This is a genomic window from Argonema galeatum A003/A1, from assembly GCF_023333595.1.
GTDB lineage: Bacteria > Cyanobacteriota > Cyanobacteriia > Cyanobacteriales > Aerosakkonemataceae > Argonema > Argonema galeatum.
On record NZ_JAIQZM010000003.1, the window covers coordinates 93,704 to 119,561 of the forward strand.

Sequence of the window (25,858 nt, forward strand, 5' to 3'; positions counted from 1 at the left end):
ACTAGCAACGTTATATGCTTGACAACTTATACTATGTTCCTAGTGACGATCGCTGCCGGAATTGGCATTGAGGAAAATCTCAAGCAATTCATACTGGTGCTTTTAGTTTCCTTGAGTGTGGCGACGCTATCCCAAAGCGTTAGTTGGTTTCGGCAAATTCCCTACACTTTACTGCTGGTAATTGCGGGGTTGGGTTTAGCCTTTATCGATGTCCGGCTAGTTAACCTTTCCCCCCCACTAATCCTGTTCATTTTTTTACCCCCCCTGCTATTTGAAGCGGCATGGAATATGCAATGGCCCGCCCTGAAACGGGATTTGGTGCCGATTAGTATTTACGCTGTTTTTGGGGTGGTTATTTCCGTTGCTGGTACAGCTTTAGCGCTATGGCAACTAGCTGGAATTTCACTTGCTACAGCTTTGTTGATAGGCGCTAGCGTTTCCGCAACAGATCCGGTTTCTGTGATTGCGCTATTCCGAGAATTAGGAGTTGAAAAACGCCTCTCTATGCTCATGGAGGGAGAGAGTTTATTTAATGACGGCATTGCTGTAGTCGCCTTTACGTTTTTAGTAGGATTTTCTTTTGGAACCACTGAATTTACCATCCAGTCTCTAATAGTTGAATTCTTGACTTTTGTGGGGATTGGGATTGGTGTGGGAATCTTCATCGGTTTCGGCATATCCTACCTCACTCAACGATTCGATCTGCCATTCGTTGAGCAATCAATCACCTTAATTTCGGCCTATGGGGCCTATTTGGTTGCCGAGGACTTGGGTGGATCTGGAGTGATTGCAGTTGTTATTACTGGTTTGATATTGGGGAATTTCGGCTCCCGCATTGGCATGAATCCGCGCACGCGGGTTGTTGTGACTGAATTTTGGGAGTTTGTCGCTTTTTTCCTCAATTCAATTGTTTTTCTCTTAATTGGCGACCAGATCAGCTTTGCCGGTTTGGGAGAGAATTTAGGCTCAATTGCTATAGCGATCGCAGCTGTAATCCTGACGCGAGCATTAGCAATTTACGGGCTAGGAGGATTGTGTAATTGGTTAGCAAAATCCGAAATTTCTTTACCAGATCAAACGGTGCTATGGTGGGGAGGCTTACGGGGTTCTGTATCTATTGCCTTGGCATTAAGTATACCAACTGGATTGCCTAATCGGGAAGCAACGATCGCGATTGTATTTGGAGTAGTGTTATTTACCCTGTTGGTACAAGGTGTAACAACTAAAACTTTGCTGGAAAAGTTGGGGCTATTAAGCGATCGCACGCAGCGTCAGGAATACCTGGAAGCGATCGCCCGTCGCGTTACTATCAATAGAATTTTAAACCACCTATCCCAAGCAGCTATTAGTCCAGAAATCGAACCCGAATATTATCAGCAACTGACAGATCGCCTTCAAGAACAACTAGATAGCGTTCAGAAAGAAATCGACCAGCTGTACGCTCGACATCCTCAGATACAAGAGTTTACCGTTGATCAACTGCAAAAAGATCTTGTAGCCATTGAAGACGATACCTATGCTGAATTTGTCCGCAAAGGTTGGTTAAACGAATCTCCCTCTTCCCTATTGGACGATGTATTTAAACAAGAGAGCGCGATTCCAGCGGAAGGCAAATAGTTAATGTTGCCCCCTGGCCTTTACCATTACTGGTAGCGGTAATACTTCCGCCATGCGCTTCCACAATTCGCCGTGCGATCGCCAACCCCAAGCCAGTCCCACTACCTTTGCGCGATCGATCGGCTGTATAAAACTGTTCAAAAATATGAGGCATATCGCTGTCGGTGATACCCAGCCCTTGGTCGCGAAATTTTACCATAACCTCACTGCTTTCTTTATATGCACAGATAAAGACTTTAGAATTCGGCCCTGAAAATTTAATCGCGTTGTCCAGTACATTTAAAAAAGCTTGCAGCAGCCGTTCTGGATCGCCCTGTAACTCAATGTCAGCAACATCTAGATTGATACCAACACTGCTAGATTTCATCCGGGTTTCCATCGCTTGTACGGCACGATTGATGAGGGATTTCAATTTCACAGTTTGCTGTTCTAGGGCTGTTATACCCGCTTCTAGTCGTCCCAGGTCTAGCAGGTCGTGAATTAGACGCGACAACCGCTTTGTCTCGTCCTGTGCAGTCTGGATGAAGCGATCGCGCAATTCCGGCTCCTCAGCGGCTCCATTGCTCAGTGCTTCCAGCGTCACAAATACATTACTGACAGGAGTACGCAACTCGTGAGATACGCTAGCCAGAAATGCTCTACGCTCATTATCCAGAGAAGCTAGTCGCACACTCATTCGGTTCAGCTCAGCCGCTAATTGGCCCACCTCATCGCCTTGACCGATGTTCAGTTTGTCGCCAAAATGACCTCCACCCATGCGGATGGCGAAGTTGCACATTGCCTGAATCGGTCTGGCAATATTGCGGGTAAGGTATTCGCTGATCGCTGCACAGAGAATAAAAGTCAGGACTAGCGTTCCTAAAATTGTCCAAATAATTGTTTGAAACTGACGCTGGAACTGCTTGAGCGTTATCGACATCCGCAAGACACCCAGTAGGCGACCGTTGCGGTATATAGGGCGTGCTACGTACAACCTGTCATCTTTTGTCAGTACACCTTTAGCAATCCCTTGCATCATCTTATTTTTAAACGCTTCCCTCATTCCAGGAACCTCCAACCAGTTGGTTACCTGCCGGTCTATGTCGGGCGCAGAAGTTGACAGCAGGCGACCATCTGGCGCAAAAACGCGCAAAGTGATTGTTTCCGGTGCCCCGTAACGTTGCACTGTCACGTTCACCCGCTCTAATTTATTCTCCTCTAGGGCATCAGCTAAAGTTTCGCTTAGGGCAGTACTCCAGGCATCTAAATCAGCCTGCCTGCTTCTCATAAAATAGGCATGAAAAGACATCAATATGTAGCCTGCTAGGACGGATGTCCCCAATGCTGTGAGTGCCAGGTAGCTGGCTAAGAGTTTTGTGTGAATGGAATTCCATCTAATCCGAATTGGGGACAAACTCATTTTTTAAAAGTTTTGAATTTTGAGCAAACCAACAATCTGCCAGGATTCAATCTTCCTGCACCGGGTTTCGATCGCCAGCGCGACGGCGTAGGACGGCTTTTATCCGTGCCAAGAGTTCGCGAGTGTTGAATGGTTTGGTTACATAGTCATCTGCACCTGCTTCTAACCCCCAGATTTTGTCAATGTCCTGATCTTTCGCTGTCAGCATGACTATGGGTACATCAGAATATGCCCTCAAACGCCAGCAGATCTCCATGCCATCTATTCCCGGTAGCATCAAGTCTAAAATAATCACATCTGGCACTTGTTTGTGAAACAGTTTGAGTGCGGTCATTCCATCTGGTGCAGTTGTTACCTGGTAGCCTTCTTTTACTAAAGAGTAGGTGAGGCTGGCACGTAACGCTTCTTCATCATCGATTAATAAGACGTGCGGCATGGCGGGTTAACTTTATTGTCTAAACTATCTATGGCGCTTTTTTATTGTATAGTTCACCTAAAGCAACGACGTGGAATTTGGTTTTGTTTTCAATGTTACAAAATTAATTTATATTAATTTACACTTTAACAGTCGATCGCACTTCTGTCTAAAGAAGTATTGCAACAGCAATCACTATGGGCTTATTTTCTGCGCGTCACAATGATTAGAGCGTTTTTCTCCGAGAGTGAGGTACAGAGAAACCCGGTTTCTTAAAGAAACCGGGTTTCTCCGGGTGTACTTCCTGCAACTGATACCAAATCCGGGTTCATTACCCCATGAGAATTTTTGGCCTAAACATTGTAGAGACGTTTCATGAAACGTCTCTACAGCCTAGAGACATAAAGGGGGTAATCGTTGCGGATTTGGTATAATAAGCCAATTAGGAGACCGCATGGACGAAAATGGTAGATATAGCCACAGTCACATAGGTTAGGACAGTATTGAACGCTCAAAGCAAGGCGGAGACTGTATTTGTACGGCTGACCTTGCACTCAGCACTTTGCTATAACACAAAACGTGTATTGCTTAGGCTTCTACTGTTTGCGGTGTTGGTTGTAGCTTGGTACTCAACGCAATGCAAACGGCGGTAGCTAAAAATGCGATCGCACCCAAAATCCCACTCATCAAGGGTGTAATGCTTGCCAATTTCGGGAATAAGATCCCAAACAAACTCGACGCACCTCCAATTCCACCAAAATATATTCCCACACCCAATCCCGACCAGCGCGGTGGCATCAGCGACAAAGCAAAAGGCACAGCACCATTGACAATTAAACTAAAAAATGCTAATAAACCAATTAGCGCTACTGCCACGGTAAACCAACTGGGTATCAAAACCATCAGCAGCAACAGCGGTATTGTGGCACCAATGCCAATTAGCATTGCCCGACGGTTCCCCAATTTCACCGCTAACTCCCCTGCGGGAAGTGCAGCAAAAGCGGTGGCGATCGCAATCGCAAAAAGCAGCCAAGGAATATTAGCAGTCGGCCATTGGCTTTTCAACATCTTGGGAATTGCGTCCATCAAGAAACTCGAACCCCAATTCACACCCGCACCAGTTAACAAAATTAATCCCAGCGGCAGTATGAGGGGGTGAGTGGGGGAGGGGGGGAGTGGGGGAGTGGGGGAAGTCTCCTCCGGTGTCGGTGTTTCTGGTGGATCTAAAAAACGCAACAGCGCAGCTGCACCTAAAAGGACAAATGAACCGGACGCAAAAGCAACCATTGGCCCCGTGCTAACCACAAAATCATCCGCGATCGGTTTGAATGCGCCAATTACCCCACCAGTCAAAGTTAGAAAACTAGCAGCCATCGGTAACTCAGGTCTTGTGGCATATTTCCCCAGCAAAGATATCGCCGGAGAGCGAAACACCGCCATCGACAAAGCCCACCCTACCATCAACAGCGGTAACACCCAGCGTATCCCCTCGAATAAATTGCGGAAAACGACAACCGCCGGGATAGCGATAAACAACGCCGATGACAGGATAACCCCAACCGAGATCAACGGAAAGCGACTGCCTAACCAGCGGTTAGCGCGATCCGAAAGACCTCCCATTAGGGGTTCCATTACGATCGCCAACGCATTTTCAAAAATTAGCAACCCAGCAGCCAACTCTTTGGGAAAGCCAAATTGCACGAACAACTGAGGCAGATACAATTTATAAATCAGCCAACTGAGGGTAATTGCCCCCTGCACTCCTGCTAAACCCCAGACTTGCAACCACAAAACATTTGGCTGATTTCTAGAGGCATCCATGTTGTTAGCCCATTTTTGTATTAGTTACGATTCTAGTATGCAAATGTAGAAGAAAATGTCAATTAAGCATCAATTATTTTTTAACTTCGCGCTAGGGCTAACAATTGCAACTTGTACCGCATCCTTAGTTTTAGCCCAACCTCAACAAACGTTGCAAAGTCTCCTTAATGGAGATTATTTTTACGGTGAATCCTCCACTCCCGACCGACCCGGCGATCGCTATCTAATTATTCGCAAAACCGGGCGGACAATTATAGGACGTGACTACCACAGCGAAACCGATGATTGGTATTGCTTTAAAGGCACCGCCAGCCGCAATAGAATTATTAACGTCACCGCTGCCGCCCCACTTGCGGAAGACAATCCCAAATTGCAGTTTGGCGCAGGTAGACCGATCGAACTAAACAATCTTCGTCGCCTCAACTTTAACCTAGTAACTTCTAACAACAAAACAAATTTTCAATCTTGCATCCAAACATTTCAGAATAGAAGGTAAGTAGGTCGGCAATGTAACAAAACATAAAATTCCTGGATTTGGTACGTAGTTGCGCTAAAGCGCAACTACGTACCAATAATGATTTATTTGCGCTGACCTACTTAAGGTGGGCAATCCCCACCCTACAATTTCTACAATTTCTTAGCCCCCTTGGGAAGGGGGGTTGGGGGGATCTCTTAATACTCAGGAACCGAAGCATCGACTTCGCGACTCCAAGCAGTAATACCGCCTTTCACATTCGTACCAACAATTCCAGCTTCCTTCAAAATGCCCAGCGCCTTAGCCGATCGACCGCCCATCTTACAATGTGCAATCAAGCGATGACCGTTGAGCAATTCTTTAACCTTCTCAATACCATTACCACTTTCGATATCCGGTAATGGCACTAAAACAGAACCGGGAATCTTAGCAATTTCGTACTCATTCGGATTGCGAACATCAAGCAGTAGAAAATCATCAACACCACTATCAAGCAGCTGCTTCAATTCTAGCACAGTCATTTCTTGCATTTCCATCTGGCGTTGACGCTCCTCTGCATTTGCTTGGGTAATACCGCAGAATTGTTCGTAGTCTATCAACTTTTCAATCACCGGACGGATAGGATTTGGTCGCAGTTTCAATTCCCGAAACTTCATTTCCAGCGCGTTGAAAAGCACCAGTCTACCGCTGAGAGTTGTGCCTTTTCCTAATATAATTTTGACGGTTTCCGTTGCTTGGATCACACCAATAATTCCCGGCAAAATACCCAATACGCCACCTTCCGCACAAGAGGGAACCATCCCCGGCGGCGGCGGTTCCGGGTACAAGTCGCGGTAATTAGGGCCACCTTCGTAGTTAAAGACGGTAGCTTGTCCTTCAAACCGGAAGATGGAACCGTAGACGTTAGGCTTATTCAGCAAAACGCAGGCATCGTTTACGAGGTAGCGGGTGGGGAAGTTGTCTGTACCATCCACTACAATGTCATAAGGTTTAATGATGTCGAGAGCGTTTTCTGAACTTATCCGGGTTTCGTACAAGTCTATCTGGCAATTCGGGTTGATTTCCAGAATTCGGTTTTTGGCAGATTCAATTTTGGGTTTACCTACCCAAGATGTGCCGTGGATGACTTGGCGTTGCAGGTTGGAACTATCGACAACATCGAAATCCACAATACCGATGCGTCCTACACCCGCCGCTGCGAGGTACAGTAGCAGTGGAGAACCCAGTCCACCCGTACCGATGCAGAGGACGCTGGCAGCTTTGAGGCGTTTTTGCCCTTCCAGTCCTACTTCTGGTAAAATTAGGTGACGGGAGTAGCGTTCGTATTCTTCTTTGGATAACTGGATTTCATCCAGATTGGGATTGAGCATGGCAGTCTGATAGGGAAGAGCGGATTTAGATCCTATCTAAAAAGAGTATCCTTTGTGCGTTTGCGTTTCTGTAATTTTTATAATTTGTTTTAAATTTCGGTGATAATTTCCTCTGGCTGAAACTGGTGGCTGTCGTCTAGACACCAGCTTTGCAGTTCCCCAGCTTTGCTTTGCGGCACTGAGACAATGATATAAGAATACACCGGCCATGCGATCGCACGATCCATTTCTGAGGGAATCGCCGGATGATCTGGGTGCGAATGGTAGATGCCGATGATATTCATGGCCCGATCGCGTGCTTCTCGCTGTGCTTTTAGCATATCACGAGGTGCGATCGCATATCGCCGCCTTTTACTCCCCGGAAACTCCTCCGCCACTTCAGCACTCCAGGCATTCTCGGTTGCCCAAATTTCCACCACAGTTTTGCTATCATCGCCCAAATGTCCTACTATGATGCCGCAGCACTCTTCGGGATACGTGCTTTCGGCGTGAGTGCGGATAGCTTGCAGATGGTGAGATTGGAGTTTGATAGTCACAAATAAAGGTAGTGATAGTACAAGATCTGATATAGAGTCACCAATTAACTAGAGGTTACCTGATGTTTCTAACTATCAAAGACTTAGAAGAACTACAATCTGAGCATCCAGACTGGCAATACGAGTTAGTGGATGGGAAAATTGTAGTTATGGGGCCATGCGATTACACATCAGACGAAATTGGTTCTCGGTTACTAATTTTCTTAGGTATGTGGTTACTACCACGCAATCTAGGTCGCCTGACTGGTTCTAGTGCTGGCTTTATCTTACCTAACTCAAACTTACGTGCGCCAGATGTTTCTTTTGTCCGCGCCGCAAAACTCAAGCGCAGTCAGCGAAATTTTGTTGAGTTAGTCCCCGACTTGATGGTAGAAATTAAGTCTAAAACCGATCGCATTAAGCCCATCGAAGAGAAAATTGACTTATTCCTTAGACTGGGAACAGATGTGGGGATTTTGATCGACCCCGATAAGCTGACTGTAACAGTTTATCGTCTGAACGCTCAACCCCAAGTACTCGGAGATGGCGATATACTCACAATACCAGAGTTGTTCCCCGGTTGGGAATTGCCAATTGCCGAACTTTGGCCTCCTATATTCGAGTAAAGGCAATCAGGAATTAGTTTTCAGCCTTTCGATTAAAGATTCCAGCTTTTCTTTCACTTCCACTACTCCGCTGATCAGGCGATCGTATTCAGAGATATTTATTAACTCTAATTCATAACTGAGTAACAAGTAATATTCCAACTCAATTGCTGAATCTGCTGCCACTTCAAGTAAACTCACTTGTTCCCCTTTGTCATCTCTGGCGCATCCCTGCGCGATTTTGATGGGGACGGCAGCACTAGCTAAACGAATCTGTTGCGTTAACCCAAGCATCTCCTTTTCGGGAAACTCGCTGGTCGTTTCATAAACCGCTACTGTCAGTTCGTGCGCTTTTTCCCATTCCGGTAATTCTCTGAAGTCTCTCATCTTGTCTTTCGGCTATCTATCTGCATCTGTCAATATTAAATATTATTTCATCAAGTCGGCGCGATTTTTTCTGGCTGCTTGGTGATACAATAGAATTATGTCTGAATGATTTTCTTTATAATGGGAATCTGTCCTAAATTTTTACAGCCAAAAACATCCCATTATTAAACTAATTACTCTAATATACAGCAAAACCGCGTTGAGATCAACACTACTTACAAGAAAAATTAATGTAAAGCACTGATTCCTAGATAGAGTTCGCCGACTTTGGGGTCATTCAACAATTCTATGCCGGGGCCAGAGAAGCGATCGCGTCCAGCCTCCAACACATAACCGCGATCGGACATTTCCAGAGCTTTCCGAGCATTTTGCTCCACCAGCACAATAGCAGTTCCCGTCTGATTAATCTGTTTAATCTGCTCAAAAACATTGTTTACCAGAATAGGAGACAAAGCAGCCGAAGGTTCATCCAGCAGCAGCAGACTCGGTTCGAGCATCAAAGCCTTTCCCATCGCCAACATTTGGCGTTCTCCGCCAGAGAGAGTACCAGCACGTTGGTGGCGGCGCTTTGCCAAAACGGGAAAAGAGGCAAAAATTTTATCCTTCAGCGGTTGCAAAGAGATATTGCGGATAAAAGCGCCCATCTCTAAATTTTCTTCCACCGAAAGGGAAGGGAACACATTGGCGATTTGGGGAACGTAGCACATCCCCCGTTGAACGATTCGATCCGACTTTAAGCCAGCAATGTTTTCGCCTTTGAAAGTTATTTTGCCTCGGTGGGGTGTTAGGAGTCCAAAGATAGTTTTAGCCAGCGTTGATTTACCGGCCCCATTAGGGCCGATTACCGCCACCAATTCACCTGGATAAATTTTGAAATTGACGCCTTGCAGGATATCCAAATCTTTGACATACCCTGCATAAACATCTTCAACTTCTAATAAAGGATCGTTAGTCATTAGTCAGTGGTCAGTTGTCAGTGGTCAGTTGTCAGTGGTCAGTGGTCAGTTGTCAGTGGTCAGTTGTCAGTGGTCAGTGGTCAGTTGTCAGTTGTCAGTGGTCAGTGGTCAGTGGTCAGTTGTCAGTGGTCAGTTGTCAGTGGTCAGTGGTCAGTTGTCAGTTGTCAGTTGTCAGTTGTCAGTTGTCAGTGGTCAGTTGTCAGTTGTCATTAGGAAATTTTAGATAGAAGAATTGCAGATTTCAAATTTATTTTGAATTGACAATTTGAAATCTAAAATCTGCAATTCTTCAATTAACTACTGAGGCGTTTTTTGCAAATCTGGGCGTTCTTCTGGGACGATCGCCCCTTCTACAGGACATACTTGCAAACAAATGCCACAGTCAATACAGGTGGCAAAATGTTAGAGTCGATATGGGCATTGCTACCCCTACCTCTCCTTCAGAACCGGACGTGAGACTTTCGTCTCATCCGGCTCCTCAATAACTCCATCCTTGTTATGGATACGATTCAAAACGGGTTATCTTCGTAGCTCTTAAGAGAGCCGTCGTTGGCCGTTTTTGTGTCGTGACAATGTGTGTGTAGAAGTCTTAGGTTATCGTAGGTATCTTTACCACCTAGCGATTTTGGTTTGTCATGGTCAACTTCTACAATGTCTGTACTTGTGAAGTACAGACCACAGTGGGTACATTTACCCTGTTGTCTCTTGAGTAATTTTGCAACTCTGCTAGAGGTTCCAGGGTATTCTCCACGTCGTTTACTCCAATAAATCCAGTTACCGTTGTATGGACTAGCTTCCCCTTTCACTTTGACGTGCCTTACAATTGGCGTCGCTGCATGATCGGCTAACTCTAAACCATCCTCTGTACTGAAACACCAATTTCGATCTCCTACTGTTCGCCAGTACTTGTCCTTATTGATGTCACCTTTCCCCCTATTCCTAACCCAGGCTCTTAACTTATCCCATACCAAATGGTCAACCTTTGAGAAGGTTTCCTTGCTGACTACTGTTGAGTAATAGTTTGACCATCCCCTAATGATTGGATTCAGCTTGCTAATCAGGGCAGCTTGAGGGGCAGTCTTGTGAGCATCTATTACTTCAGCAATCTTCTTCAGGTGGGTTTTTATTTTGGCTTTGTCAGGGGTGATTAGTGTGTTAAAACCCAGCGGTTTTCCATGAGAACTCTTGGCACATCGGTAGTTACCTGATTTGTGCTGTTGAATGTGGAATCCTAGAAACTCAAACCCAGCATTACCTTCGTATTCGCTGTAGGTGTGGGTTAATTTTGTTTTGCTTGGTTTTAACTCCAATCCAATGTCACTTAGCCATTCTGCAATTATTTTCTGACAGGTTTGTACTACGCTGATATCTTCGTGTATTATCACAAAGTCATCTGCGTATCGAACTAAGCTCAGGGCTTGTCGGTTATTCTCTTTTTGCCCCTTTAGCGTTTCTGCGTATTGCTTAACCCGCTCCTCCATACCGTGTAAGGCAATATTCGCCAGTAGGGGGGAAATTACCCCTCCTTGTGGTGTACCCTCATTGGTAGGGAATAACTCACCCTGGTCAATAACCCCGGCTTTGAGCCATGCTTTTATCTGCCGTCTCATTGTCGGGAAAGTATTGACCTTTGTTAGTAGCGCTTCATGGTTTATACGGTCGAAACATTTTGCAATATCAGCATCCAGCACGTATTTGGCTTTTTGATTGATGATGTTGTAAATTGCTCCTATCGCATCGTGACACGAACGTCCTGGTCTGAAACCGTAACTGTTTGGCTCGAACTTGGCCTCCCATTCTGGTTCCAACGTTAATTTTACTAACGCTTGCAAAGCCCGGTCATATATCGTCGGTATTCCTGGTGGTCGTTTTTCCTCTGTTCCTGGTTTGGGAATCATCACCCTACGGGCGGGTTTGGATTTACCAGTGATTCTCAGGCCGCTTGCCAAGGTCATACGGCGTCTTGGGGTCAATGTTTTCACACCATCCACTCCCGCCGTATTCTTACCTTGATTATCCTGAGTGACCCTTCTAACCGCAATACACTTTGCAGACCAAGACCTAATCAAGGTCTTCTGAAGTTTGCGAACTGCTTTAACATCGCCACGCTCACTCGCTTGGAAAATTCGCTTTTGCAACTTGAAAGTTACCCTCTCCAACTTTCGCCAATTAAGGTCTTTCCATTCCACCGTCAGATTGTTCTGCGTATTAGACTTATTCATTGCTACTTGTCTTTCTTCCTTTTGGAGTTATCGTGTATCCGTCTGCATATCCTCACCATTACAGTGAGGCATTCGCTTCTGATACAATCCCGCCCCTACATACCGTTCGTTAGCTACTTACTGGATTTTCGACCTTCCAGAGATATATAAGGGTTACTTCGTTCCGATTACACCTGTTGAATCTTTAGCGTGATGTTATCCACCGGGTTTGTGGGCGGTGCTTGTAGGTCGGGAATCGAACCGCCTACGCCCTATCCTTGCCTTTTGGCTTGGTGTTTTCCAGGGATTCCTGGATTAGCCGTTACACCATTTGGTATGACGATGGTTCAGACACATCTTTGCTTTCGCTACGCATGGACTCTTGCTCGACAGTTACCAAATTCGGCTATCAGTATTCTGTCTTTTACCCCCGCTTTACCCTGATGGTTGCTACCTCATCAAAATAGGGGATATGCTTTCACCTCTGCACTTGAGGGGAAGGACTTGCACCTTCAAATGTAATCAGTTGTCACCAGCCTCATCGACTGGGCTAACCGTCCTGCAAGCTTTTCAGCTTGCTTTAGGCTAAACGAATCGCACCAATCCAGTACCAGTCAGTACCTTTAGCATTTTTGCTGGGGCCTTCGTGAATGCAAGCAACGGGACAGGCGTCCACGCAATCGGCAACGCCTTCGCAAGTATTGGTAACAATCGTGTGCGGCAAAGTGTTCTCTCTCTCGAAATTCGGCAGACTAGACCAGATAGAACTCTTGTTCTAACCTACATTACGAATTTTAATGCCTTTTTTCTCACGAAACTCAGTAAATGGTTCCAAGCCCCCGGATTCATCCGTGGGGTCATACTCAGGACTCAGGACTCAAGACTACGGAAAGCGCTTCAATCGTTGGTGACCCTTCCCCTTCGATCCAGGCAATTTGGGGGATGCGGCGACGAATAGCGTAGTCCCGGATAGCATCTCGATCGCGTCCGAGCAAATCTATTTCCACTCGCACTAAATTAACCGAATCTCTGAGAGTTTGAGCGTAAGCAAAAGCAGCGGGATAAGCTTGGGGAGTTTCGGGTACAACTAACCAGTCGATACCAGGCGTTTGGTGCGGTAACTGAGATGTAGGCAGCAAAGCTTGGTGAAGGTCTTCTATATTAAGGCAAAAGCCGATACCGGGAACGTTTTGTCCTTGGGGATGATAAAGGCTCAGCAATTGGTCGTAGCGACCTCCCTGTCCCAAAACGCGCTTTCCTGTTTCCGTTTCGCCAACTGCTTCAAACACTATGCCAGTGTAGTAGTCAAAGGTTTGAATTAAGCTGAGGTCGAGAATCACCTTAGAAGCGATCGCGCCTCCATCGCCTAACTTCGGAAAGCCTCCTTCTAGTAACTCTACAAGAGATTTAAGATTGTTGAGAGCTTCTTGCTGAGGCGGCTGTAGTTCTAGATGGGCAACTTTTTGCAGCACGTCAGCGGGACGTCCGCGCAAATCTAGCAACATCAAAGCTCGATCGCGGAGTTCCTCTGACAGAGGCAGTGTTTCCAGGGTAACGCGATCGAGATGTGCTAGAGCCCGCCGCACCTTATCTTGCAAAACATCCGGGAAAGGAGAAAGCAAACTTCGAGTCAGCCCCGCCTCTCCCAAAATCAAATACCAATTGCTCAAACCCAGAGTATGCATACATTCTGCCAGCAGCAGCAAAATCTCCGCATCCGCCAGCAATCCGCCGCCGCCGATCAGTTCCACCCCAGCTTGGTAGAACTCCTGCTGATTGTTGTGGCTACCTTCTGGCGATCGGCGAAACACATTGGCATTGTAATACAGGCGCTGAGGATAGGTGACGCCAGCCATCCGGGTTACTGCCGTCCGTGCGATACTAGCCGTCAGTTCTGGGCGCAATCCCAGTCCCTCTTCCTCTGCATTTTGCAATTGCAGAACCGTTGAGCGATCGATCGCCCCGCCAGCCATCAGAGTATCCAACCGCTCAATTGTTGAAGTAATAATCCGGTGATAGCCCCACCGATGATATACCTGCTGCAAGCGGTCTTCAATCCAGCGTTTTTGGGTAACATCCAGGGGCAATAAATCTCGCGCCCCAGGCGCATAAAAGTTGAGTCCTTTGTCATCTGAGCGGATAAAAGTTCCGCCTTTGGCATCCCCCCTTTTTGGAGGAAAAGAGGGGGGTGATTGATGCACCATTACTTTTTCTTCTCTTTTTTCTCTGGATTTTTACCACCACGAAACAGGCGAAATAAACCGCCACTGTTTTTTTCGGCTTCCTTCTTCTTAGCAGCAGAAGCGGATTTTTCTGCCAGCTTTTCCATCAATTTTTTGACCTCTAATGCTGTTGGTTCTTGAGGATTGAACTTCAAAGCCTGATTCATGTGAATCTTAGCCATTGTTCCCTGGTCTTGCTTCCAATAAGCCATTGCCAGTAGCGCGTGGCAGCGACTGTTGTTTGGCTCCATTTTGAGCGCATCCTTCATTTCCAAAAGCGCTTTAGCAGGGTAGTTTTTGTCGAGATAATCTGCGGCGCGACGGCAATAAGTCTCAGTCGGTGAAGTTTCCTGCTTTTCAATTTTCTTTTCAGTAACAGGTGCTGTTCCTTTTCCGGGTGGGTTTGCCGTACCTGCTGCTGTTGTCGATTTTGGAGGAGTCTGTGGAGCTTTGGTACTTTGCCCCAGAGTCGCTTTTCTGAGCAAGTAAATCAAATTCAGTTCGCTGATTTCAGCAATTTGTTCCAGAACTCGATCGAGCGCTTCATATTCCTTTTCCGCCAAGCTTTGGAGTGCGGTTTTATACTCTACATCCAAGTTGCCTGATTTGCTTAACTTCTTGGCGGCTTCGCTATGAATCTCGATTTTGTTTTGTTCCTGAACGAGGCGTTTGCCCATGCGACTCAAGAGTGCATTATGTTCAGCCCGACTTTGCTCCCCAAACAAGTGTTCGTAAGCTGGATTCACCAGTTTTGCAAATAACTGGCTTGCCTGCTGTTTTACTGGTTCGCTTTCGGCAGTGCAGCTGTCAGGATGCAGGCGACGGGAAATTTTGAGATATCGTTTGCGGATATCGTTGGGCGCGGCATCCAATGGGACTCCTAAAACTGCGTGGTGATCGGTAAACTCTAACTTGAATAGTCCCCGTTCTATATTAAAAGCCATAGTGTAGTTTCCAAGTTTTGGAGCGATTAATTCTAGTGTACTTCGCCACCTCTAACGATGCGCTAGCGTGAATCTACGGCATTACTCCAACCTGATAATGGACGAACCTGCATAAGTTCGCTACTGAGGCTGTGATGAATATGACCGTTGGTGGCAAGAATTCGGCCTGAATCAATTTGCAAGGAACTGCGATCGTAAGCGGTTACGTTACCGCCTGCCTCCAGCACCACTACAACTCCTGCGGCTATGTCCCAAGGAGAAAGTCCTCTTTCCCAGTATCCATCAAGACGACCGCAAGCGACATGGGCTAGATCGAGGGATGCTGAGCCGCTGCGCCGCACGCCTTGTGTAAGATGAGTGAGGTGACAAAACTCGGCGTAGTTGTTGTCAGCTGTCTCTCGGCGATCGTAGGCAAAGCCTGTAACCAATAAGCTCTTGCTCAGATCGGATGTTGCGGAAACGCTGATGGGGCGACGGTTGCGCGTTGCTCCCAAACCTTTAGCGGCGCGAAACAGTTCGTTGTGAAACGGATCGAAAATAGCACCTACTTGGGGAATTCCGTCAATCAAAAGTCCGATCGAGGTAGCGAAAAAGGGGTACTGGTGAGCGAAGTTGGTAGTACCATCTAGGGGATCGATCGCCCAGAGGTATTCACTTTTATTTTCTCCCAGTCGCCCTGATTCTTCTGCCAGGATGGAATGGTCGGGAAAGTGGCGGCGTAAAATTTCCAGGATGGTGGCTTCGGCAGCTTTATCTGCTGCCGTTAGTAAATCCCCCGGACGCCCTTTTTCTTCAATCTCTTCTAATTTACCTAAATAGGATTGTAGGACTCCACCGGCAGCCAGAGCGGCTTCGGTGGCAATCTCCAGGAATATTTGCAGTTGTTCGGGCGTATTGCGATTCATCTTTCAGGGACTGAGAAATTTTAGATTTTAGATTTTAGATTTTAGATTTTAGATTGAAGAATTCAATCTGCAATCTAAAATTTGAAATTTGAAATTCCCCGTCCTCTTCACCTGTATTGCTCGCGAAAGTCTCTGGGAGTCAGGCGCATCGGTTTTGCTGGGTTCCAAATACCCAAACCCATGATTCTGGCGAATTCTTGGGCTTGTTCTAGACGTTCGTCATATTTATTATTGAGCGATCGCGGCGTAAAAAGCGCGTATCCCTCTGCCACCAGTTTTTCATTCAAAAGCACTCCATCTTGCCACACATAGGCGAGTTGGCGATCGGACTGGTCTTTGGGCTCGCTATCAGACTCTAACAAAACAGGTTTTTCGCCGATCATTTGTTCGAGCTGCTCTTTCGCAGCCGTACCCCAAGGTCGCTGGCGCAAATCCGGTGCCTCAATGCCAATCAGCCTTACCTGCTCAATCAAAGGGGGTTGCTTTTCGGTATCGATCGCCTCTAGCGTTTGTCCGCTTACCACCCGCACAACCTTAACAACTTCTCCTTGGGGAGTAATGGCCGACTGGCGGCAACTCGCCAGGAGAAGCAAAAAGGAAAAAGTAAAAACGCAAAACAAAGCGGCGAAAAATTTTCGGTTTTGGCTTGTGTCAGTCTTCATCTAGAGGCAGTCCCGCCCTTACTTTCCCTTTTCCAAAATAGCGCCCGAACTGGAGTTCGTAAACCTCATCTTCATCCTGAGTCTCCACCTCCAAGTCCGATCGCGGATAACTGACGCACAACAGCGCATACCCCCGCTTGCGGAGTTCTGGCGAGAGTCCCATTGCCTCTGGCTGATGAATCTCCCCTGAAAGCACCCGCACGGCACAGGTAGTGCAGGCCCCATTACGGCAGGAGAAAGGCATCTCGACGCCTTGGTTTTCGCCGTTGTGGAGGATGTACCGATCCTCTGGCACTTCTATGGTATAATGCGTATTTTTCTGGCGATGGTGAATGCGAATTTTGTACGATCGAGGCATTTGCAAAATCGAAGCAACATCTATATAATAAAAGTCTGTGCGAAAATTACTCTAAAGGATTTTCTAAAAGCACAGTTTTGGAGAGGTGGCCGAGTGGTTGAAGGCGCAGCACTGGAAATGCTGTTTGGGGGCAACCTCAACGAGGGTTCGAATCCCTCCCTCTCCGTTCTTAGTGTCTAAGGTATAGCAGCCCTATCTGAATTTTGCTACAAGGGGAAGGGCCGATCGCGATCGGCCCTTCCCCTTGTAGGGGTATGTTAAACAGGTAGAAAGAAAAATGACCCAGTTATCTTCAAATCGCACAGTCCAGCGAAGGGTATTCCCAGAACGCCAGCTATCTCAGGAAGAGATAGCGCGTCGCCAAGCTGAAGATGAAGTATTTTATCAGCGTTGTCGCGTGATTTTTGACGGAGTTAAACCAGCGTTAATCGATGAACATTACGACTGGTTTATTGTAATTGAGCCTGAGAGTGGAGACTATTTTATAGAGGTAGATGAAACAGTCGCCAGACAAAAGGCTCGCGATAAATTCGATCGTACTAGGCGTGTGATGATGAGAATCAACGAGACTGGAGCCTGCGGCAGAATATGATTTCAGGCGAATTTAATAGTAAGGGAGAGTTAATCTTTGAAATCGGTTTGATTGCTGCTGATGGTGATCCTATTATAGTCAAGGCACTTCTAGATACAGGTTTCACAGGCTGGCTAGCAATTGATAACCAAGATGCCGATAGTTTGGGGTGGATTTTTACTAACCAGCAAGAGGAAATGGAGACTGCCCGTGGCGATGCGTGGTTCAATCTGTATGCGGGAACAGTGCTTTTGGATGGAGAAGAGTTAATAATTGCAGTTTTAGGCGGAGAGCAACTTCCAAACATTCTTTTAGGTGTACGTTGGCTGGAAAAAAAGCGGCTTGTAGCTGATTTTATGGCGGGGATGCTGACGTTGGGGTAGGTGCGATCGTATTCCCATCAAATTGACTTACAATAGAAAAGACACAACAACTCTTAAACAGGTAGCAAAAAAAATGACCCAGTTATCTGAAAATCGCATTGCGCGTCGGGGAAGAGTATTCCCAGAACGCCAATTATCTCCAGAAGAAAAAGCCAAACGACGCGCAGAGAGTGAGGCGTTCGCGCAACGCTGTCGGGTGATTTTTGAACGAGTTAAACCAGAACTAATTAAGGATCATTACGATTGGTTTATCGTCATTGAGCCAGATAGCGGTGATTATTTTATCGATCCAGATGAAACAGTTGCGAAAAAAAAGGCGCATGAGAAACATCCCGAAGCTATGTGCCTGATCAAATGCCTCAATGAAACTGGATGCTGTGGCAGAATATGATTTTAGGTGAGTTTAATAGTAAGGTAGAAATAATTTTTGAAATTGGTTTAATTGCTGCCGATGGTGATGTTATTCCAGTCAAAGCACTTCTGGATACGGGATTTACTGGTTGGTTAGCAATTGATAACCAAGATGCTGAAAGTTTGGGGTGGCGTCTCGATCGCAAACGAAGGGATATGCAGACAGCGCTGGGAGACGCAGAGTTTAGTTTATATGACGGAACTGTGCTAATAGATGGAGGAGAGTTCGCAATTTCAGTTTTGGGTGGAGATGAACTCCCAGACATTTTATTGGGTGTATATTGGCTTCAAATGAAGCGATTGGTAGTCGATTTTGCGGCGGGAGTGCTGACGTTGGGGTAGGGTGCGATCGCTATGACAAAAGAAACCCGGTTTCTGGGTGGGGAATAAGGGCCGATCGCACTTTGATTTGGATAGAGGGGGAATAAGCGATCGCTGAGTAATGGTATCCCTTTAACATTTATCCCCATATAGGACAAACACAGAATTTATCGTTTGTATAAGTTGTCAAACAAAAACCCCCTGTTTTTTATGGGGGTTAAAATGTAATTAGCATTGTGTATTTCACAAGGGTTTAATTTACTAAAATTTGATATCAAACCCTGTAAATTTACTTGGAAAACTCAATATATAGTTTGGCTACACAAGTGCTTCTAATTTTGAAATATCGCGTTCTTTCATGTATCTTGTAGGATCGGCTATTCCCAGCCGAGCAAACACACTCTTACGCTTTTGACACCGTTCACACTCACCGCAATGGTAGAGATGTCCCCACGTGCAACTCCAACTTTCAGCTAAATTGATGCCCTCATAAAGTCCTAGTTGTAAAACTTCGTCATCTTCCATTTCAATGAAAGGTGCTTTAACAGAGATTTGAATGCCTGTATTCAGTCTTGCTACTGTTTCTACAGTAGACACAAGCTGGGGAAGATTGGGGACGCGGGAAATGTCGGATTTGGTGCCGCCGTAATACACATACTCATACTTATGGTATGCGGCGTGTATGGTAGCCATTATTTGAATCATACACGAGCCGCGAGGAATACGCTCATCTAGACCACCTTCTGTCACAGTTTCATAGGGGGGCTCACTGTAAGCGATCAACAAATTTCGGAGGTTTGGAATATCTATATATTCAAGAGGTACTCCTAGCTCATTACAAACTCTCTTGGCATAAGCTAACTGTCTTTCGGCGCTGTACTGACCTACATTGATGAATATTGCACCTAACCGTGAAGTCAGCCTTTTCTTTAGAGCATGAAGCATTATCATTGACTCCATGCCTGCTGAGAGCATTACTAATGTGTCTTTGTCCTCTACATTAAATTTCATACTTTCTTTGCCTCTTATATGCTCTTGGTTAGGAATAGCATAAGCTAGCCGTGTATAACCAAAAACTAATAAGCACTAGGTATTATGCTATAATTTGATTAGGAATTTTCTCAGGACTACCGAAAATGGCATCTACTGAGCAGTTTACCCAAGCGGCAAATGATTGGGACTTAGAAACCCTATACGCAGACCTCGCATCTGCCAAGGGAAAGCGTCTGACACCAGTGGAGAAGCTGCACCTGCGGGCATTGCTTTCTGGCTACAGTCCCACTGAATTAGCTGAAAAGCTGAATAAGAGCGTCAAGGGAGTTGGTGTTGACCTCTGTAACACTTTGTATCAGTATGTTAAAAACCTTGTAGGTAAAAGCGATGAAAAGATAGAAAACTGGAGAAATATCTACGAATGGCTTGAAGAAGCAGGATATAAAACTCAATCGTCTGGTGAATATGAATCAAATGATTGTTTACCATTAGAATTTTTAATAAAAAGAGCGAATATAACTATTGATAAACATAAAGTAATAGTTGACATTAACTTGCGAATAGTAGCCTCCAAAGCTTCGGAAATTTTAAAGGTAGAAGAAATAGATACTAACGGTAAGGTTTGATGTATAATAAATGCAATTAATGTAATTCCAAATAAAAGAAAATTCACATATCCACATCGCGTATTTTAGTTAGTGGGAGGTGAATAATCTGGTCTTGATATTCGCCCTCAAAAGAACCTTCAGCAATCACAATTAACTCATCAATATTTTGACCTATACTTAAATTGGAATTGAGAATAAAAATACCTGGAACGTGATGATCTTGGGCGATATTATCCGCCAAGTGTACAGGCATGGATTTACGGTTATTTGTCACTAAAATAAAGTTATACTCTTCACACCACAGCAGAATTTCTGGGTCTAATGTGCCTTTGGCAGGAGTCTGAATTTCCCCTACTGCCCGAATTGGTAAATCTGATTTCCGTCGCCGCAACTGAGTCGGATAAATCGGATCGACGTTTTCATCCATTAGATATTTGAGCATTATTTGCCTTTTTAATTGCTTCTTGTTCGTCTCTGAGTTTCTGTAATCGCGCAACTGCTGGGTGAGGGTTTAATGCTTGAGCTTTACGTTGCTGGTGTCCCCACTCTAGCCAGTCAGCAATATACTTGCCAACTGCTTCTTTGTTTTGTAAGTAATAAAGAATTGTGGCATAGACTTGATCTAGAGTAAGAGAGGTGTAAATTTGAGCAATTTCCTCTGGAGTACGGGCGCGATAGATATACTCGTATAAAATAGTTTCAATACCTATCCGCGAACCTTTCAGCCGAATATCATCAGGTGCAAGGAAGTTGAAATACTCTTCTAATTGCATAGTTTAATCCTCCTGGGGCATAATTGTGTTTACACTAAAGCCGAAGCACTTTGCTATAAGACTGAGGACTGAGTTAATTAAAACTCAGTCCTCAGCAATCATACGTCAATCATAACTTCGGCTAACAGCTATTTCCTAGCAGGTTGAGCGGGTGGCGCTTTTGGCTTTGTATTCTCCATACTAATACCAAGTACCCACACAGTTACTAACACAACGCCAAGTACCTGAAGATGATTCAACTTTTCATTGATGATAAAGAAAGCCATGATTACTGTTAGAGCAGGACCACTCGCTCCTACAACCGAGGCAAGGGCAGGGCCGATCATAGGCACGCCAAAGTTATTGAGTAGATAGCCGAATAGGGTAGTTACAGTCAAAATTAACGCTCCCACCCAGAGTTCCGGCCACATCGTCGGCTTAACTGTAAATGCGAGCCCCGGTACAGCCGATCCTACCAGAAGAACTAAGCTGGAAAAGAACAAGATTGTGGTGAAGTTCACCACACTAAAAGGAATGGGATGAAGCTTACTAACTTTGATCAGAATTACATAGACTGCAAAAGCTATTCCTGATGTTACTGCTGTTATTGCTCCGAGCGTATAATTGCCTTTAGCACCAGTAGTCAAGCTCGGTATGGTCAAAAAGCCGCCTATATAGATCGAGATCGTTGCCAAGATGAGCAGAAAAGTGGGTTTATCCCGAAAAATTGCCCAAGCTAACAGAATAGTAACCGTGGGATAAATAAAGAAAATCGTCGTGGCAACACCTGTAGGAATGTTTCCCAGTGCAATGTAAATGAAAAATTGAGATAGGAACAGAAAAAAGCCACTTCCAACTACACTGAAAAGCCGACCGCGCTGATCCGGATTGCCAAGTTGCCTGATATCGCGGTATGTATTTGGATAACGCCACGGCGCTATGATAAAAGCCATCAGCGGTGCCACAATTATCATCCGCATCGCCAAAATCAACAGGGAGTTTCCGGGACTGGGAGTAATAAATCCTCCCAGTTTGATCCCTCCAAAAATTAACTGCTCCTTCAAAATCACCCTGGTAACCACGTTTTGGAACGAGAGGGTGAGAGAAGAAAGCAAAATCAGCAACAACCCGGTTTTAAAGTTATTTGGCCCGATCGGTAGCGTTGGAACAGAAGTCGCTGGTGGCTCTGGCGATGGTTGGACGCTGGGGACTACAGGCGGAATTTGTTGAGAACCTTGCTGGTCATTCGACTGTGGTAAAGAACGGTGTCCCGGACTCCTTGGCGGCGAAGTGGGTGTGGAAGGCTGAATATTTTGTTGCAGTTGAACCTTGATGCGACTGACTAATGCCTCTAAAATCGCTTCTCCTTGCTGTTCCAGAGTTTGCATCCGGCCCAGCTGCTGGGAAAGGGCGCTTTGATAGCTGCTGATATCCTGTTGGAGGGTTTTTAAGGTTGTACTGAGTGTGGCATCGAGGGATAAGAGTAAGCGGTTGGCGTTATCGTAGCTAGGAGGCTGGTCAGCGCCAGTACCTGACGGGTCGAACTGCTGCCGCAATTGCTCTTGGAGGTGGGTGGCGAGTACTTGGGCGAGTTGCTGAGCCCATTGTTGCTGTTGCTCTATCTGTTCTTGAGATTGTACCTGGCGATATTGCGATCGCAGCTCTTCGATCTCGCCAGATAGGCTGGATTTCTGGGATTGTAGCTGTGTGACCTCCTGATTCAACTGCGCGATCAGATTTTGCTGTAGACTTTGCAGTTGCTCGGTCAAGTCGTTCAGCGCATCCTGTGCTGTTTGTGGATTATTTCCACCCTGAGTTTCCATGTCGTTGTCCGGTTGCCCCATTACCATTAGCGTCTAACCTCTAGTCAGTTGGCTATAAAAAACGTGGATCGCTAGTTGCTTTGTTATTGGTATTCCTAAGTATTTTGTCAAATGCAGCCGCAAATTGTAATCAAATAGCCTCAAAAATTGTATTTTAAAATATTATGAATTTTTACGAACTTAAGGTTAAGTTTTCTGAATAATGGTTTTGTAAGCTGCTCTGTTCCGGCTTACAGGCAAAACTGCAAGCTAGATTTTCTGATAGTTAACTCAAGTTGCTAGTTAGATATCAGCCCCTTCGATCCACCCTAACCCCCCCTTTTGCAAGGGGGGGAATCTGGTCAAAGCCCCCCTTTTGCAAGGGGGGTTGGGGGGATCTCAATCGCCAGCTTTATAACTAGAAACTTGCGTTAGTTATAGATTGAGAATTTTCTGATTAAGTTGTTTGGGTTTCGAGGTCGATCGGGATTGCTTTCACCTCAAGGAAACTTTAATTAGAAGCGATTTTCCAGCGATACGCTGCCGCTTTAGAGGTAGAGTACATCCCAATGGCGGCAATTGCAAGGTGGATTTGCCCCTAGTCGTCAATATAACTGAAGGAGAAGCAAACGAGCAATAACAAAGATGATAGCGCCCAGGGTGGCGGTAATGGGAATGGTGATGACCCATGCCCCGGCAATGCTTTGCAATGTGCTAAAACGTATAGACCGCCAACTTTGCACTAAACCGATGCCAATGATGCCGCCGACGAGGGCGTGAGAGGTGGAGACGGGCAAACCGAGTCGGGAAGCGACTAAGACGGTGGTGGCGGTTGCCAGTTCGGCGCAAAAACCGCCGCTGGGTTGGAGGGGAATGATATTTTCTCCCACTGTGGCGATAACGTTTTTGCCCAAAACGGCTAATCCGGCGACAATTCCCAAACCACCAACTACTAGAATCCAGAGGGGTACGCTGAAGTCTGCTAAGGGAACGGAACCTGTGCGGCGGATGTACGCGATCGCAGCTAGAGGAGCGATCGCATTTCCGACATCGTTGGAACCGTGAGCAAAGGCGACAAAGCAGGCGCTGAGAACTTGAAATCTTCCCAATTGTCGCTCAATTGGATTGGCGCTCGGTGATTGGGGAGTAGAAATGCCCCTCTGCCCCTCTGCCCCTCTGCTCCTCTGCTCCCCCGCTCCCCCGCTCTCTAACTGTCGCCAACTAACAAAGGAGAGGCTAACGGCAGCTAGAGCACCAATTACCAGGGGGATATCATGGGCTGGGAGAGTCAGTCCCCAGCGGTTTGTGAGAAACACCTGCAATGGTTGAGTTAGGCTCGGTAGGACAATGACGCCAAACACGCTCAACAATGCTGCACTTAACCAGGGTATCCATTCTCGCAGTTGTTGTAGGGGATTGGGTCGATCGAGAATGAAACGCTTGACAATTGTGTAAAAAGATGATGCTACGATACCGCTGACGACGGGGGTTAATACCCAAGCGATCGTAATTGTGCCAATTGATGACCAGTCTACAGAATTGATACCAGCAGCAACCCAACTGAAGCCTGCGATCGCACCTACTACAGCATGAGTGGAGGAAACTGGCAACCCCAAACTGGTAGCAATTTGCAGCCACAAACCGCAGGATATCAGTACTGATATCATACCGATTAGTAAAGTCTGCGGCGTTGAAGCGAATATAGCTGGGTTGACAATTTCCGTTGCTAGAGTTTCGGATACCTCACCGCCAAATAGTACAGCACCCGTGAATTCTAAGATACCAGCAATTATCAGTGCTTGCCGCAGGGTGACAGCCTTGGAGCCTACCGACGTTCCCATTGAGTTGGCAACGTCGTTTGCTCCCAAGTTCCAGGCAAGGTAGAAGGCGAGAAGGGCGACTAAAACTATCATGTCGTCAGTATGGTTGGACACATGGTTAGTTTATCTGGTTGGGGATGTGGGGGTGTTCTAGCTGAGGGGGGAGGAGGAGGAAAATCGAACGACGTTGGCGTTCGCGAGTGCGTGCCGTAGGCATAGCCTGCGACGAGAGCGCATAGACGCGATCGCGTTTTAGGACGCGAAGGAAGAGAGGAGGAGAGGGGAGGGAGTGCGATCGTTCTCCCATCTACAAGGGTGCGATCGCCATTTTTTCTTAACTTTCATCTTTTGGCTGTAGTTTACTTGGAAATCATCCCAAACATCAAACTATTACATGGATGAACAAAACTTACTGGAAAGAATTACCGTAAATCCCAAATTTTTCAACAGCAAGTCGCACTGCCTCAAACCTCATCTGGATTGATATTCAACTCGCGCAATTTTGCTGCTAATCTTTCAGCGCGTTCTTCGGCTTCCATAGCTCTAGCAATAGCAGCGTTAGCTTGTTGCTGAGCAATTAAAGTTTCCTCGCGGGGAATTGGAATTAACTCTCCTTCTAGAGTCAGCCACCGCAACCACAAACGATTGATTCCTTCATATTCACCTTGCCACAAACCTAAACTTAATCCCAGTTCGGGAATCAGCAAACGTCCATCAGTTAAGGATACAGGTTCGTATTGGCTACCCACTAGGCGAAATGTCTGGAGTTCATTGGTATAGCGACTAAAAATAATATAATAATGAACGCGCAGAATTCGCTCGTAAACTTGCCACTTTGTGGGTGGATTTCCTCTTTGCCGAACTGTTCTACCTAAATCTTCATCTTCCGTACCAGGTGACAATAATTCAACTACTACAAATGGGCTAACTTCCTCTTGCCAGATGACATAGCTCGATCGCAAATCATGCCCTTCGTAAAGTCTGGAAATACCTACCACTGCGTACCAATCAGGACGCTTATACCAGTTAGTATGCCGCAAATCGTAGTACAGATTCAGATCGCTAGCCACCAAGATTTGCTCCGGTGGATAGTTTGGTGGGCGAAATGTACCATCTAAAAGACGGGGTTGCAGCAAATGAAATAGATCGGGCAAACCGGGTTCCTCTGGATCTTCACTGGGAAGATCGTACATTGTTGGCAAGGTTTGTCGAGGGGAAAGTGGGGGATCTGATTGGGGAATTTGGCGATGAAAGCTAGTCACGGTCAATCTCCGAGACGTATTAATTATTAGGATAACCGATCGAGCCCGCGTAGGCGGGCTTTGTTTGTATAGCCGCGACTTTA

At 46.1% G+C, this 25,858-nt stretch carries 29 protein-coding genes, 1 tRNA gene and 2 pseudogenes; 10 read left to right on the forward strand and 22 right to left on the reverse strand.

Annotated features, from left to right (window positions below):
- The first annotated feature begins 33 nt into the window (after positions 1-33).
- Positions 34-1,617 (forward strand): cation:proton antiporter, encoded by a 1,584-nt coding sequence (locus tag LAY41_RS05165; RefSeq protein ID WP_249095274.1) that lies wholly within the window; start codon positions 34-36, stop codon positions 1,615-1,617.
- On the opposite strand, the gene LAY41_RS05170 is transcribed toward LAY41_RS05165, so the two are convergent.
- The 3 genes from LAY41_RS05170 to LAY41_RS05180 all read right to left on the reverse strand — a co-directional run bounded on the left by LAY41_RS05170 (position 1,580) and on the right by LAY41_RS05180 (position 5,252).
- Positions 1,580-3,016 (reverse strand): sensor histidine kinase, encoded by a 1,437-nt coding sequence (locus LAY41_RS05170; RefSeq protein WP_249094884.1) that lies wholly within the window; start codon positions 3,014-3,016, stop codon positions 1,580-1,582. The two genes, LAY41_RS05165 and LAY41_RS05170, sit on opposite strands and share 38 nt — an antisense overlap.
- 46 nt (positions 3,017-3,062) lie before the next feature.
- Complete coding sequence (locus LAY41_RS05175; RefSeq protein ID WP_249071264.1) at positions 3,063-3,452, reverse strand: response regulator transcription factor; 390 nt, start codon at positions 3,450-3,452, stop codon at positions 3,063-3,065.
- Positions 3,453-4,019: 567 nt separating this feature from the next.
- The gene (locus LAY41_RS05180) at positions 4,020-5,252 is read right to left on the reverse strand and encodes an MFS transporter (RefSeq protein ID WP_249094887.1); all 1,233 of its coding nucleotides are present in this window, start codon (positions 5,250-5,252) and stop codon (positions 4,020-4,022) included.
- A 55-nt stretch (positions 5,253-5,307) separates the two neighbouring features.
- Here LAY41_RS05180 and LAY41_RS05185 point away from each other — a divergent pair, with 55 nt between their 5' ends.
- The gene (locus tag LAY41_RS05185; RefSeq protein WP_249094888.1) at positions 5,308-5,748 is read left to right on the forward strand and encodes a hypothetical protein; all 441 of its coding nucleotides are present in this window, start codon (positions 5,308-5,310) and stop codon (positions 5,746-5,748) included.
- 176 nt (positions 5,749-5,924) lie between these two features.
- On the opposite strand, the gene moeB is transcribed toward LAY41_RS05185, so the two are convergent.
- Both moeB and LAY41_RS05195 read right to left on the reverse strand, forming a co-directional pair.
- Entirely contained in the window at positions 5,925-7,097 is a 1,173-nt protein-coding gene (gene moeB, locus LAY41_RS05190; RefSeq protein WP_249094889.1) for a molybdopterin-synthase adenylyltransferase MoeB, read from the reverse strand.
- A gap of 89 nt (positions 7,098-7,186) precedes the next feature.
- Complete coding sequence (locus LAY41_RS05195; protein WP_249094891.1) at positions 7,187-7,633, reverse strand: M67 family metallopeptidase; 447 nt, start codon at positions 7,631-7,633, stop codon at positions 7,187-7,189.
- A gap of 62 nt (positions 7,634-7,695) precedes the next feature.
- Here LAY41_RS05195 and LAY41_RS05200 point away from each other — a divergent pair, with 62 nt between their 5' ends.
- Positions 7,696-8,238 (forward strand): Uma2 family endonuclease, encoded by a 543-nt coding sequence (locus LAY41_RS05200; protein ID WP_249094893.1) that lies wholly within the window; start codon positions 7,696-7,698, stop codon positions 8,236-8,238.
- A gap of 6 nt (positions 8,239-8,244) precedes the next feature.
- Here LAY41_RS05200 and LAY41_RS05205 read toward each other — a convergent pair whose 3' ends face one another.
- Together LAY41_RS05205 and LAY41_RS05210 are read right to left on the reverse strand one after the other, a co-directional pair.
- Complete coding sequence (locus LAY41_RS05205; RefSeq protein WP_249094895.1) at positions 8,245-8,604, reverse strand: four helix bundle protein; 360 nt, start codon at positions 8,602-8,604, stop codon at positions 8,245-8,247.
- Between the two features lie 227 nt (positions 8,605-8,831).
- A complete protein-coding gene (locus LAY41_RS05210) occupies positions 8,832-9,560 on the reverse strand; it encodes an ABC transporter ATP-binding protein (RefSeq protein WP_249094897.1) in 729 nt (242 codons plus the stop codon).
- Positions 9,561-9,566: 6 nt separating this feature from the next.
- On the opposite strand from LAY41_RS05210, the gene LAY41_RS05215 reads away from it, so the two are divergent.
- Complete coding sequence (locus LAY41_RS05215) at positions 9,567-9,773, forward strand: hypothetical protein (protein WP_249094899.1); 207 nt, start codon at positions 9,567-9,569, stop codon at positions 9,771-9,773.
- A gap of 84 nt (positions 9,774-9,857) precedes the next feature.
- Here LAY41_RS05215 and LAY41_RS05220 read toward each other — a convergent pair.
- From LAY41_RS05220 to LAY41_RS05255, 8 genes and pseudogenes are all read right to left on the reverse strand, one after another.
- Positions 9,858-9,959: pseudogene (locus LAY41_RS05220) on the reverse strand (4Fe-4S binding protein); the annotation flags it as partial.
- A 110-nt stretch (positions 9,960-10,069) separates the two neighbouring features.
- The gene (ltrA, locus tag LAY41_RS05225) at positions 10,070-11,782 is read right to left on the reverse strand and encodes a group II intron reverse transcriptase/maturase (RefSeq protein ID WP_249094901.1); all 1,713 of its coding nucleotides are present in this window, start codon (positions 11,780-11,782) and stop codon (positions 10,070-10,072) included.
- A 580-nt stretch (positions 11,783-12,362) separates the two neighbouring features.
- Positions 12,363-12,485: pseudogene (locus tag LAY41_RS05230) on the reverse strand (ferredoxin); the annotation flags it as partial.
- 139 nt (positions 12,486-12,624) lie between these two features.
- A complete protein-coding gene (locus tag LAY41_RS05235; RefSeq protein WP_249094903.1) occupies positions 12,625-13,965 on the reverse strand; it encodes an ATP phosphoribosyltransferase regulatory subunit in 1,341 nt (446 codons plus the stop codon).
- Positions 13,965-14,927, reverse strand: coding sequence for a J domain-containing protein (locus LAY41_RS05240; protein ID WP_249094907.1), 963 nt, complete (start codon positions 14,925-14,927; stop codon positions 13,965-13,967). The genes LAY41_RS05235 and LAY41_RS05240 overlap by 1 nt, the downstream gene beginning before the upstream one ends.
- A gap of 62 nt (positions 14,928-14,989) precedes the next feature.
- On the reverse strand, positions 14,990-15,832 hold the full coding sequence (locus LAY41_RS05245; RefSeq protein ID WP_249094909.1) for an inositol monophosphatase family protein: 843 nt from the start codon (positions 15,830-15,832) through the stop codon (positions 14,990-14,992).
- Between the two features lie 107 nt (positions 15,833-15,939).
- Positions 15,940-16,494, reverse strand: a complete 555-nt coding sequence (locus tag LAY41_RS05250) for a thermonuclease family protein (RefSeq protein WP_249094911.1) — start codon at positions 16,492-16,494, stop codon at positions 15,940-15,942.
- Complete coding sequence (locus LAY41_RS05255; protein ID WP_249094914.1) at positions 16,484-16,852, reverse strand: 2Fe-2S iron-sulfur cluster-binding protein; 369 nt, start codon at positions 16,850-16,852, stop codon at positions 16,484-16,486. The genes LAY41_RS05250 and LAY41_RS05255 overlap by 11 nt, the downstream gene beginning before the upstream one ends.
- A gap of 79 nt (positions 16,853-16,931) precedes the next feature.
- On the opposite strand from LAY41_RS05255, the gene LAY41_RS05260 reads away from it, so the two are divergent.
- The 5 genes from LAY41_RS05260 (at position 16,932) to LAY41_RS05280 (ending at position 18,559) form a co-directional block, all read left to right on the forward strand.
- Positions 16,932-17,018, forward strand: a tRNA-Ser gene (locus tag LAY41_RS05260).
- A gap of 111 nt (positions 17,019-17,129) precedes the next feature.
- Positions 17,130-17,444 carry a hypothetical protein gene (locus LAY41_RS05265; protein ID WP_249094916.1) on the forward strand — a complete coding sequence of 105 codons (315 nt, stop codon included), beginning with the start codon at positions 17,130-17,132 and terminating at the stop codon, positions 17,442-17,444.
- Entirely contained in the window at positions 17,441-17,806 is a 366-nt protein-coding gene (locus tag LAY41_RS05270) for an aspartyl protease (protein WP_249094918.1), read from the forward strand. The genes LAY41_RS05265 and LAY41_RS05270 overlap by 4 nt, the downstream gene beginning before the upstream one ends.
- 73 nt (positions 17,807-17,879) lie before the next feature.
- Positions 17,880-18,197: a hypothetical protein gene (locus LAY41_RS05275; protein ID WP_249094920.1), complete on the forward strand. Its 318-nt coding sequence runs from the start codon at positions 17,880-17,882 to the stop codon at positions 18,195-18,197.
- Entirely contained in the window at positions 18,179-18,559 is a 381-nt protein-coding gene (locus tag LAY41_RS05280) for an aspartyl protease (RefSeq protein ID WP_338022934.1), read from the forward strand. Before LAY41_RS05275 ends, LAY41_RS05280 begins: the two co-directional genes overlap by 19 nt.
- Before the next feature lie 297 nt (positions 18,560-18,856).
- Here LAY41_RS05280 and LAY41_RS05285 read toward each other — a convergent pair whose 3' ends face one another.
- Positions 18,857-19,549: a 7-cyano-7-deazaguanine synthase gene (locus tag LAY41_RS05285; protein WP_338022935.1), complete on the reverse strand. Its 693-nt coding sequence runs from the start codon at positions 19,547-19,549 to the stop codon at positions 18,857-18,859.
- Positions 19,550-19,674: 125 nt separating this feature from the next.
- Here LAY41_RS05285 and LAY41_RS05290 point away from each other — a divergent pair, with 125 nt between their 5' ends.
- A complete protein-coding gene (locus LAY41_RS05290) occupies positions 19,675-20,157 on the forward strand; it encodes a helix-turn-helix domain-containing protein (RefSeq protein ID WP_249094925.1) in 483 nt (160 codons plus the stop codon).
- Positions 20,158-20,200: 43 nt separating this feature from the next.
- Here LAY41_RS05290 and LAY41_RS05295 read toward each other — a convergent pair whose 3' ends face one another.
- The 6 genes from LAY41_RS05295 to LAY41_RS05320 form a co-directional block, all read right to left on the reverse strand.
- Positions 20,201-20,581: a DUF5615 family PIN-like protein gene (locus LAY41_RS05295; protein WP_249094927.1), complete on the reverse strand. Its 381-nt coding sequence runs from the start codon at positions 20,579-20,581 to the stop codon at positions 20,201-20,203.
- Positions 20,559-20,912: a DUF433 domain-containing protein gene (locus tag LAY41_RS05300; protein ID WP_249094929.1), complete on the reverse strand. Its 354-nt coding sequence runs from the start codon at positions 20,910-20,912 to the stop codon at positions 20,559-20,561. The genes LAY41_RS05295 and LAY41_RS05300 overlap by 23 nt, the downstream gene beginning before the upstream one ends.
- Positions 20,913-21,040: 128 nt before the next feature.
- On the reverse strand, positions 21,041-22,741 hold the full coding sequence (locus LAY41_RS05305; RefSeq protein ID WP_249094931.1) for an EamA family transporter: 1,701 nt from the start codon (positions 22,739-22,741) through the stop codon (positions 21,041-21,043).
- Positions 22,742-23,298: 557 nt separating this feature from the next.
- Complete coding sequence (locus tag LAY41_RS05310) at positions 23,299-24,606, reverse strand: inorganic phosphate transporter (RefSeq protein WP_249095279.1); 1,308 nt, start codon at positions 24,604-24,606, stop codon at positions 23,299-23,301.
- A 25-nt stretch (positions 24,607-24,631) separates the two neighbouring features.
- A complete protein-coding gene (locus LAY41_RS05315) occupies positions 24,632-24,820 on the reverse strand; it encodes a hypothetical protein (RefSeq protein WP_249094933.1) in 189 nt (62 codons plus the stop codon).
- A gap of 157 nt (positions 24,821-24,977) precedes the next feature.
- Positions 24,978-25,775: a Uma2 family endonuclease gene (locus LAY41_RS05320; protein ID WP_420840300.1), complete on the reverse strand. Its 798-nt coding sequence runs from the start codon at positions 25,773-25,775 to the stop codon at positions 24,978-24,980.
- Between the last annotated feature and the right edge of the window lie 83 nt (positions 25,776-25,858).

Bases quoted from the DNA above. Each gene is read 5' to 3' on its own strand.
- LAY41_RS05165 (WP_249095274.1), top strand. From the start codon at position 34: ATGTTCCTAGTGACGATCGCTGCCGGAATTGGCATTGAGGAAAATCTC.
- LAY41_RS05170 (WP_249094884.1), bottom strand. From the start codon at position 3,016: ATGAGTTTGTCCCCAATTCGGATTAGATGGAATTCCATTCACACAAAA.
- LAY41_RS05175 (WP_249071264.1), bottom strand. From the start codon at position 3,452: ATGCCGCACGTCTTATTAATCGATGATGAAGAAGCGTTACGTGCCAGC.
- LAY41_RS05180 (WP_249094887.1), bottom strand. From the start codon at position 5,252: ATGGATGCCTCTAGAAATCAGCCAAATGTTTTGTGGTTGCAAGTCTGG.
- LAY41_RS05185 (WP_249094888.1), top strand. From the start codon at position 5,308: ATGTCAATTAAGCATCAATTATTTTTTAACTTCGCGCTAGGGCTAACA.
- moeB (WP_249094889.1), bottom strand. From the start codon at position 7,097: ATGCTCAATCCCAATCTGGATGAAATCCAGTTATCCAAAGAAGAATAC.
- LAY41_RS05200 (WP_249094893.1), top strand. From the start codon at position 7,696: ATGTTTCTAACTATCAAAGACTTAGAAGAACTACAATCTGAGCATCCA.
- LAY41_RS05205 (WP_249094895.1), bottom strand. From the start codon at position 8,604: ATGAGAGACTTCAGAGAATTACCGGAATGGGAAAAAGCGCACGAACTG.
- LAY41_RS05210 (WP_249094897.1), bottom strand. From the start codon at position 9,560: ATGACTAACGATCCTTTATTAGAAGTTGAAGATGTTTATGCAGGGTAT.
- ltrA (WP_249094901.1), bottom strand. From the start codon at position 11,782: ATGAATAAGTCTAATACGCAGAACAATCTGACGGTGGAATGGAAAGAC.
- LAY41_RS05235 (WP_249094903.1), bottom strand. From the start codon at position 13,965: ATGGTGCATCAATCACCCCCCTCTTTTCCTCCAAAAAGGGGGGATGCC.
- LAY41_RS05240 (WP_249094907.1), bottom strand. From the start codon at position 14,927: ATGGCTTTTAATATAGAACGGGGACTATTCAAGTTAGAGTTTACCGAT.
- LAY41_RS05245 (WP_249094909.1), bottom strand. From the start codon at position 15,832: ATGAATCGCAATACGCCCGAACAACTGCAAATATTCCTGGAGATTGCC.
- LAY41_RS05250 (WP_249094911.1), bottom strand. From the start codon at position 16,494: ATGAAGACTGACACAAGCCAAAACCGAAAATTTTTCGCCGCTTTGTTT.
- LAY41_RS05255 (WP_249094914.1), bottom strand. From the start codon at position 16,852: ATGCCTCGATCGTACAAAATTCGCATTCACCATCGCCAGAAAAATACG.
- LAY41_RS05265 (WP_249094916.1), top strand. From the start codon at position 17,130: ATGACCCAGTTATCTTCAAATCGCACAGTCCAGCGAAGGGTATTCCCA.
- LAY41_RS05270 (WP_249094918.1), top strand. From the start codon at position 17,441: ATGATTTCAGGCGAATTTAATAGTAAGGGAGAGTTAATCTTTGAAATC.
- LAY41_RS05275 (WP_249094920.1), top strand. From the start codon at position 17,880: ATGACCCAGTTATCTGAAAATCGCATTGCGCGTCGGGGAAGAGTATTC.
- LAY41_RS05280 (WP_338022934.1), top strand. From the start codon at position 18,179: ATGCTGTGGCAGAATATGATTTTAGGTGAGTTTAATAGTAAGGTAGAA.
- LAY41_RS05285 (WP_338022935.1), bottom strand. From the start codon at position 19,549: ATGAAATTTAATGTAGAGGACAAAGACACATTAGTAATGCTCTCAGCA.
- LAY41_RS05290 (WP_249094925.1), top strand. From the start codon at position 19,675: ATGGCATCTACTGAGCAGTTTACCCAAGCGGCAAATGATTGGGACTTA.
- LAY41_RS05295 (WP_249094927.1), bottom strand. From the start codon at position 20,581: ATGCTCAAATATCTAATGGATGAAAACGTCGATCCGATTTATCCGACT.
- LAY41_RS05300 (WP_249094929.1), bottom strand. From the start codon at position 20,912: ATGCAATTAGAAGAGTATTTCAACTTCCTTGCACCTGATGATATTCGG.
- LAY41_RS05305 (WP_249094931.1), bottom strand. From the start codon at position 22,741: ATGGTAATGGGGCAACCGGACAACGACATGGAAACTCAGGGTGGAAAT.
- LAY41_RS05310 (WP_249095279.1), bottom strand. From the start codon at position 24,606: ATGATAGTTTTAGTCGCCCTTCTCGCCTTCTACCTTGCCTGGAACTTG.
- LAY41_RS05315 (WP_249094933.1), bottom strand. From the start codon at position 24,820: ATGGGAGAACGATCGCACTCCCTCCCCTCTCCTCCTCTCTTCCTTCGC.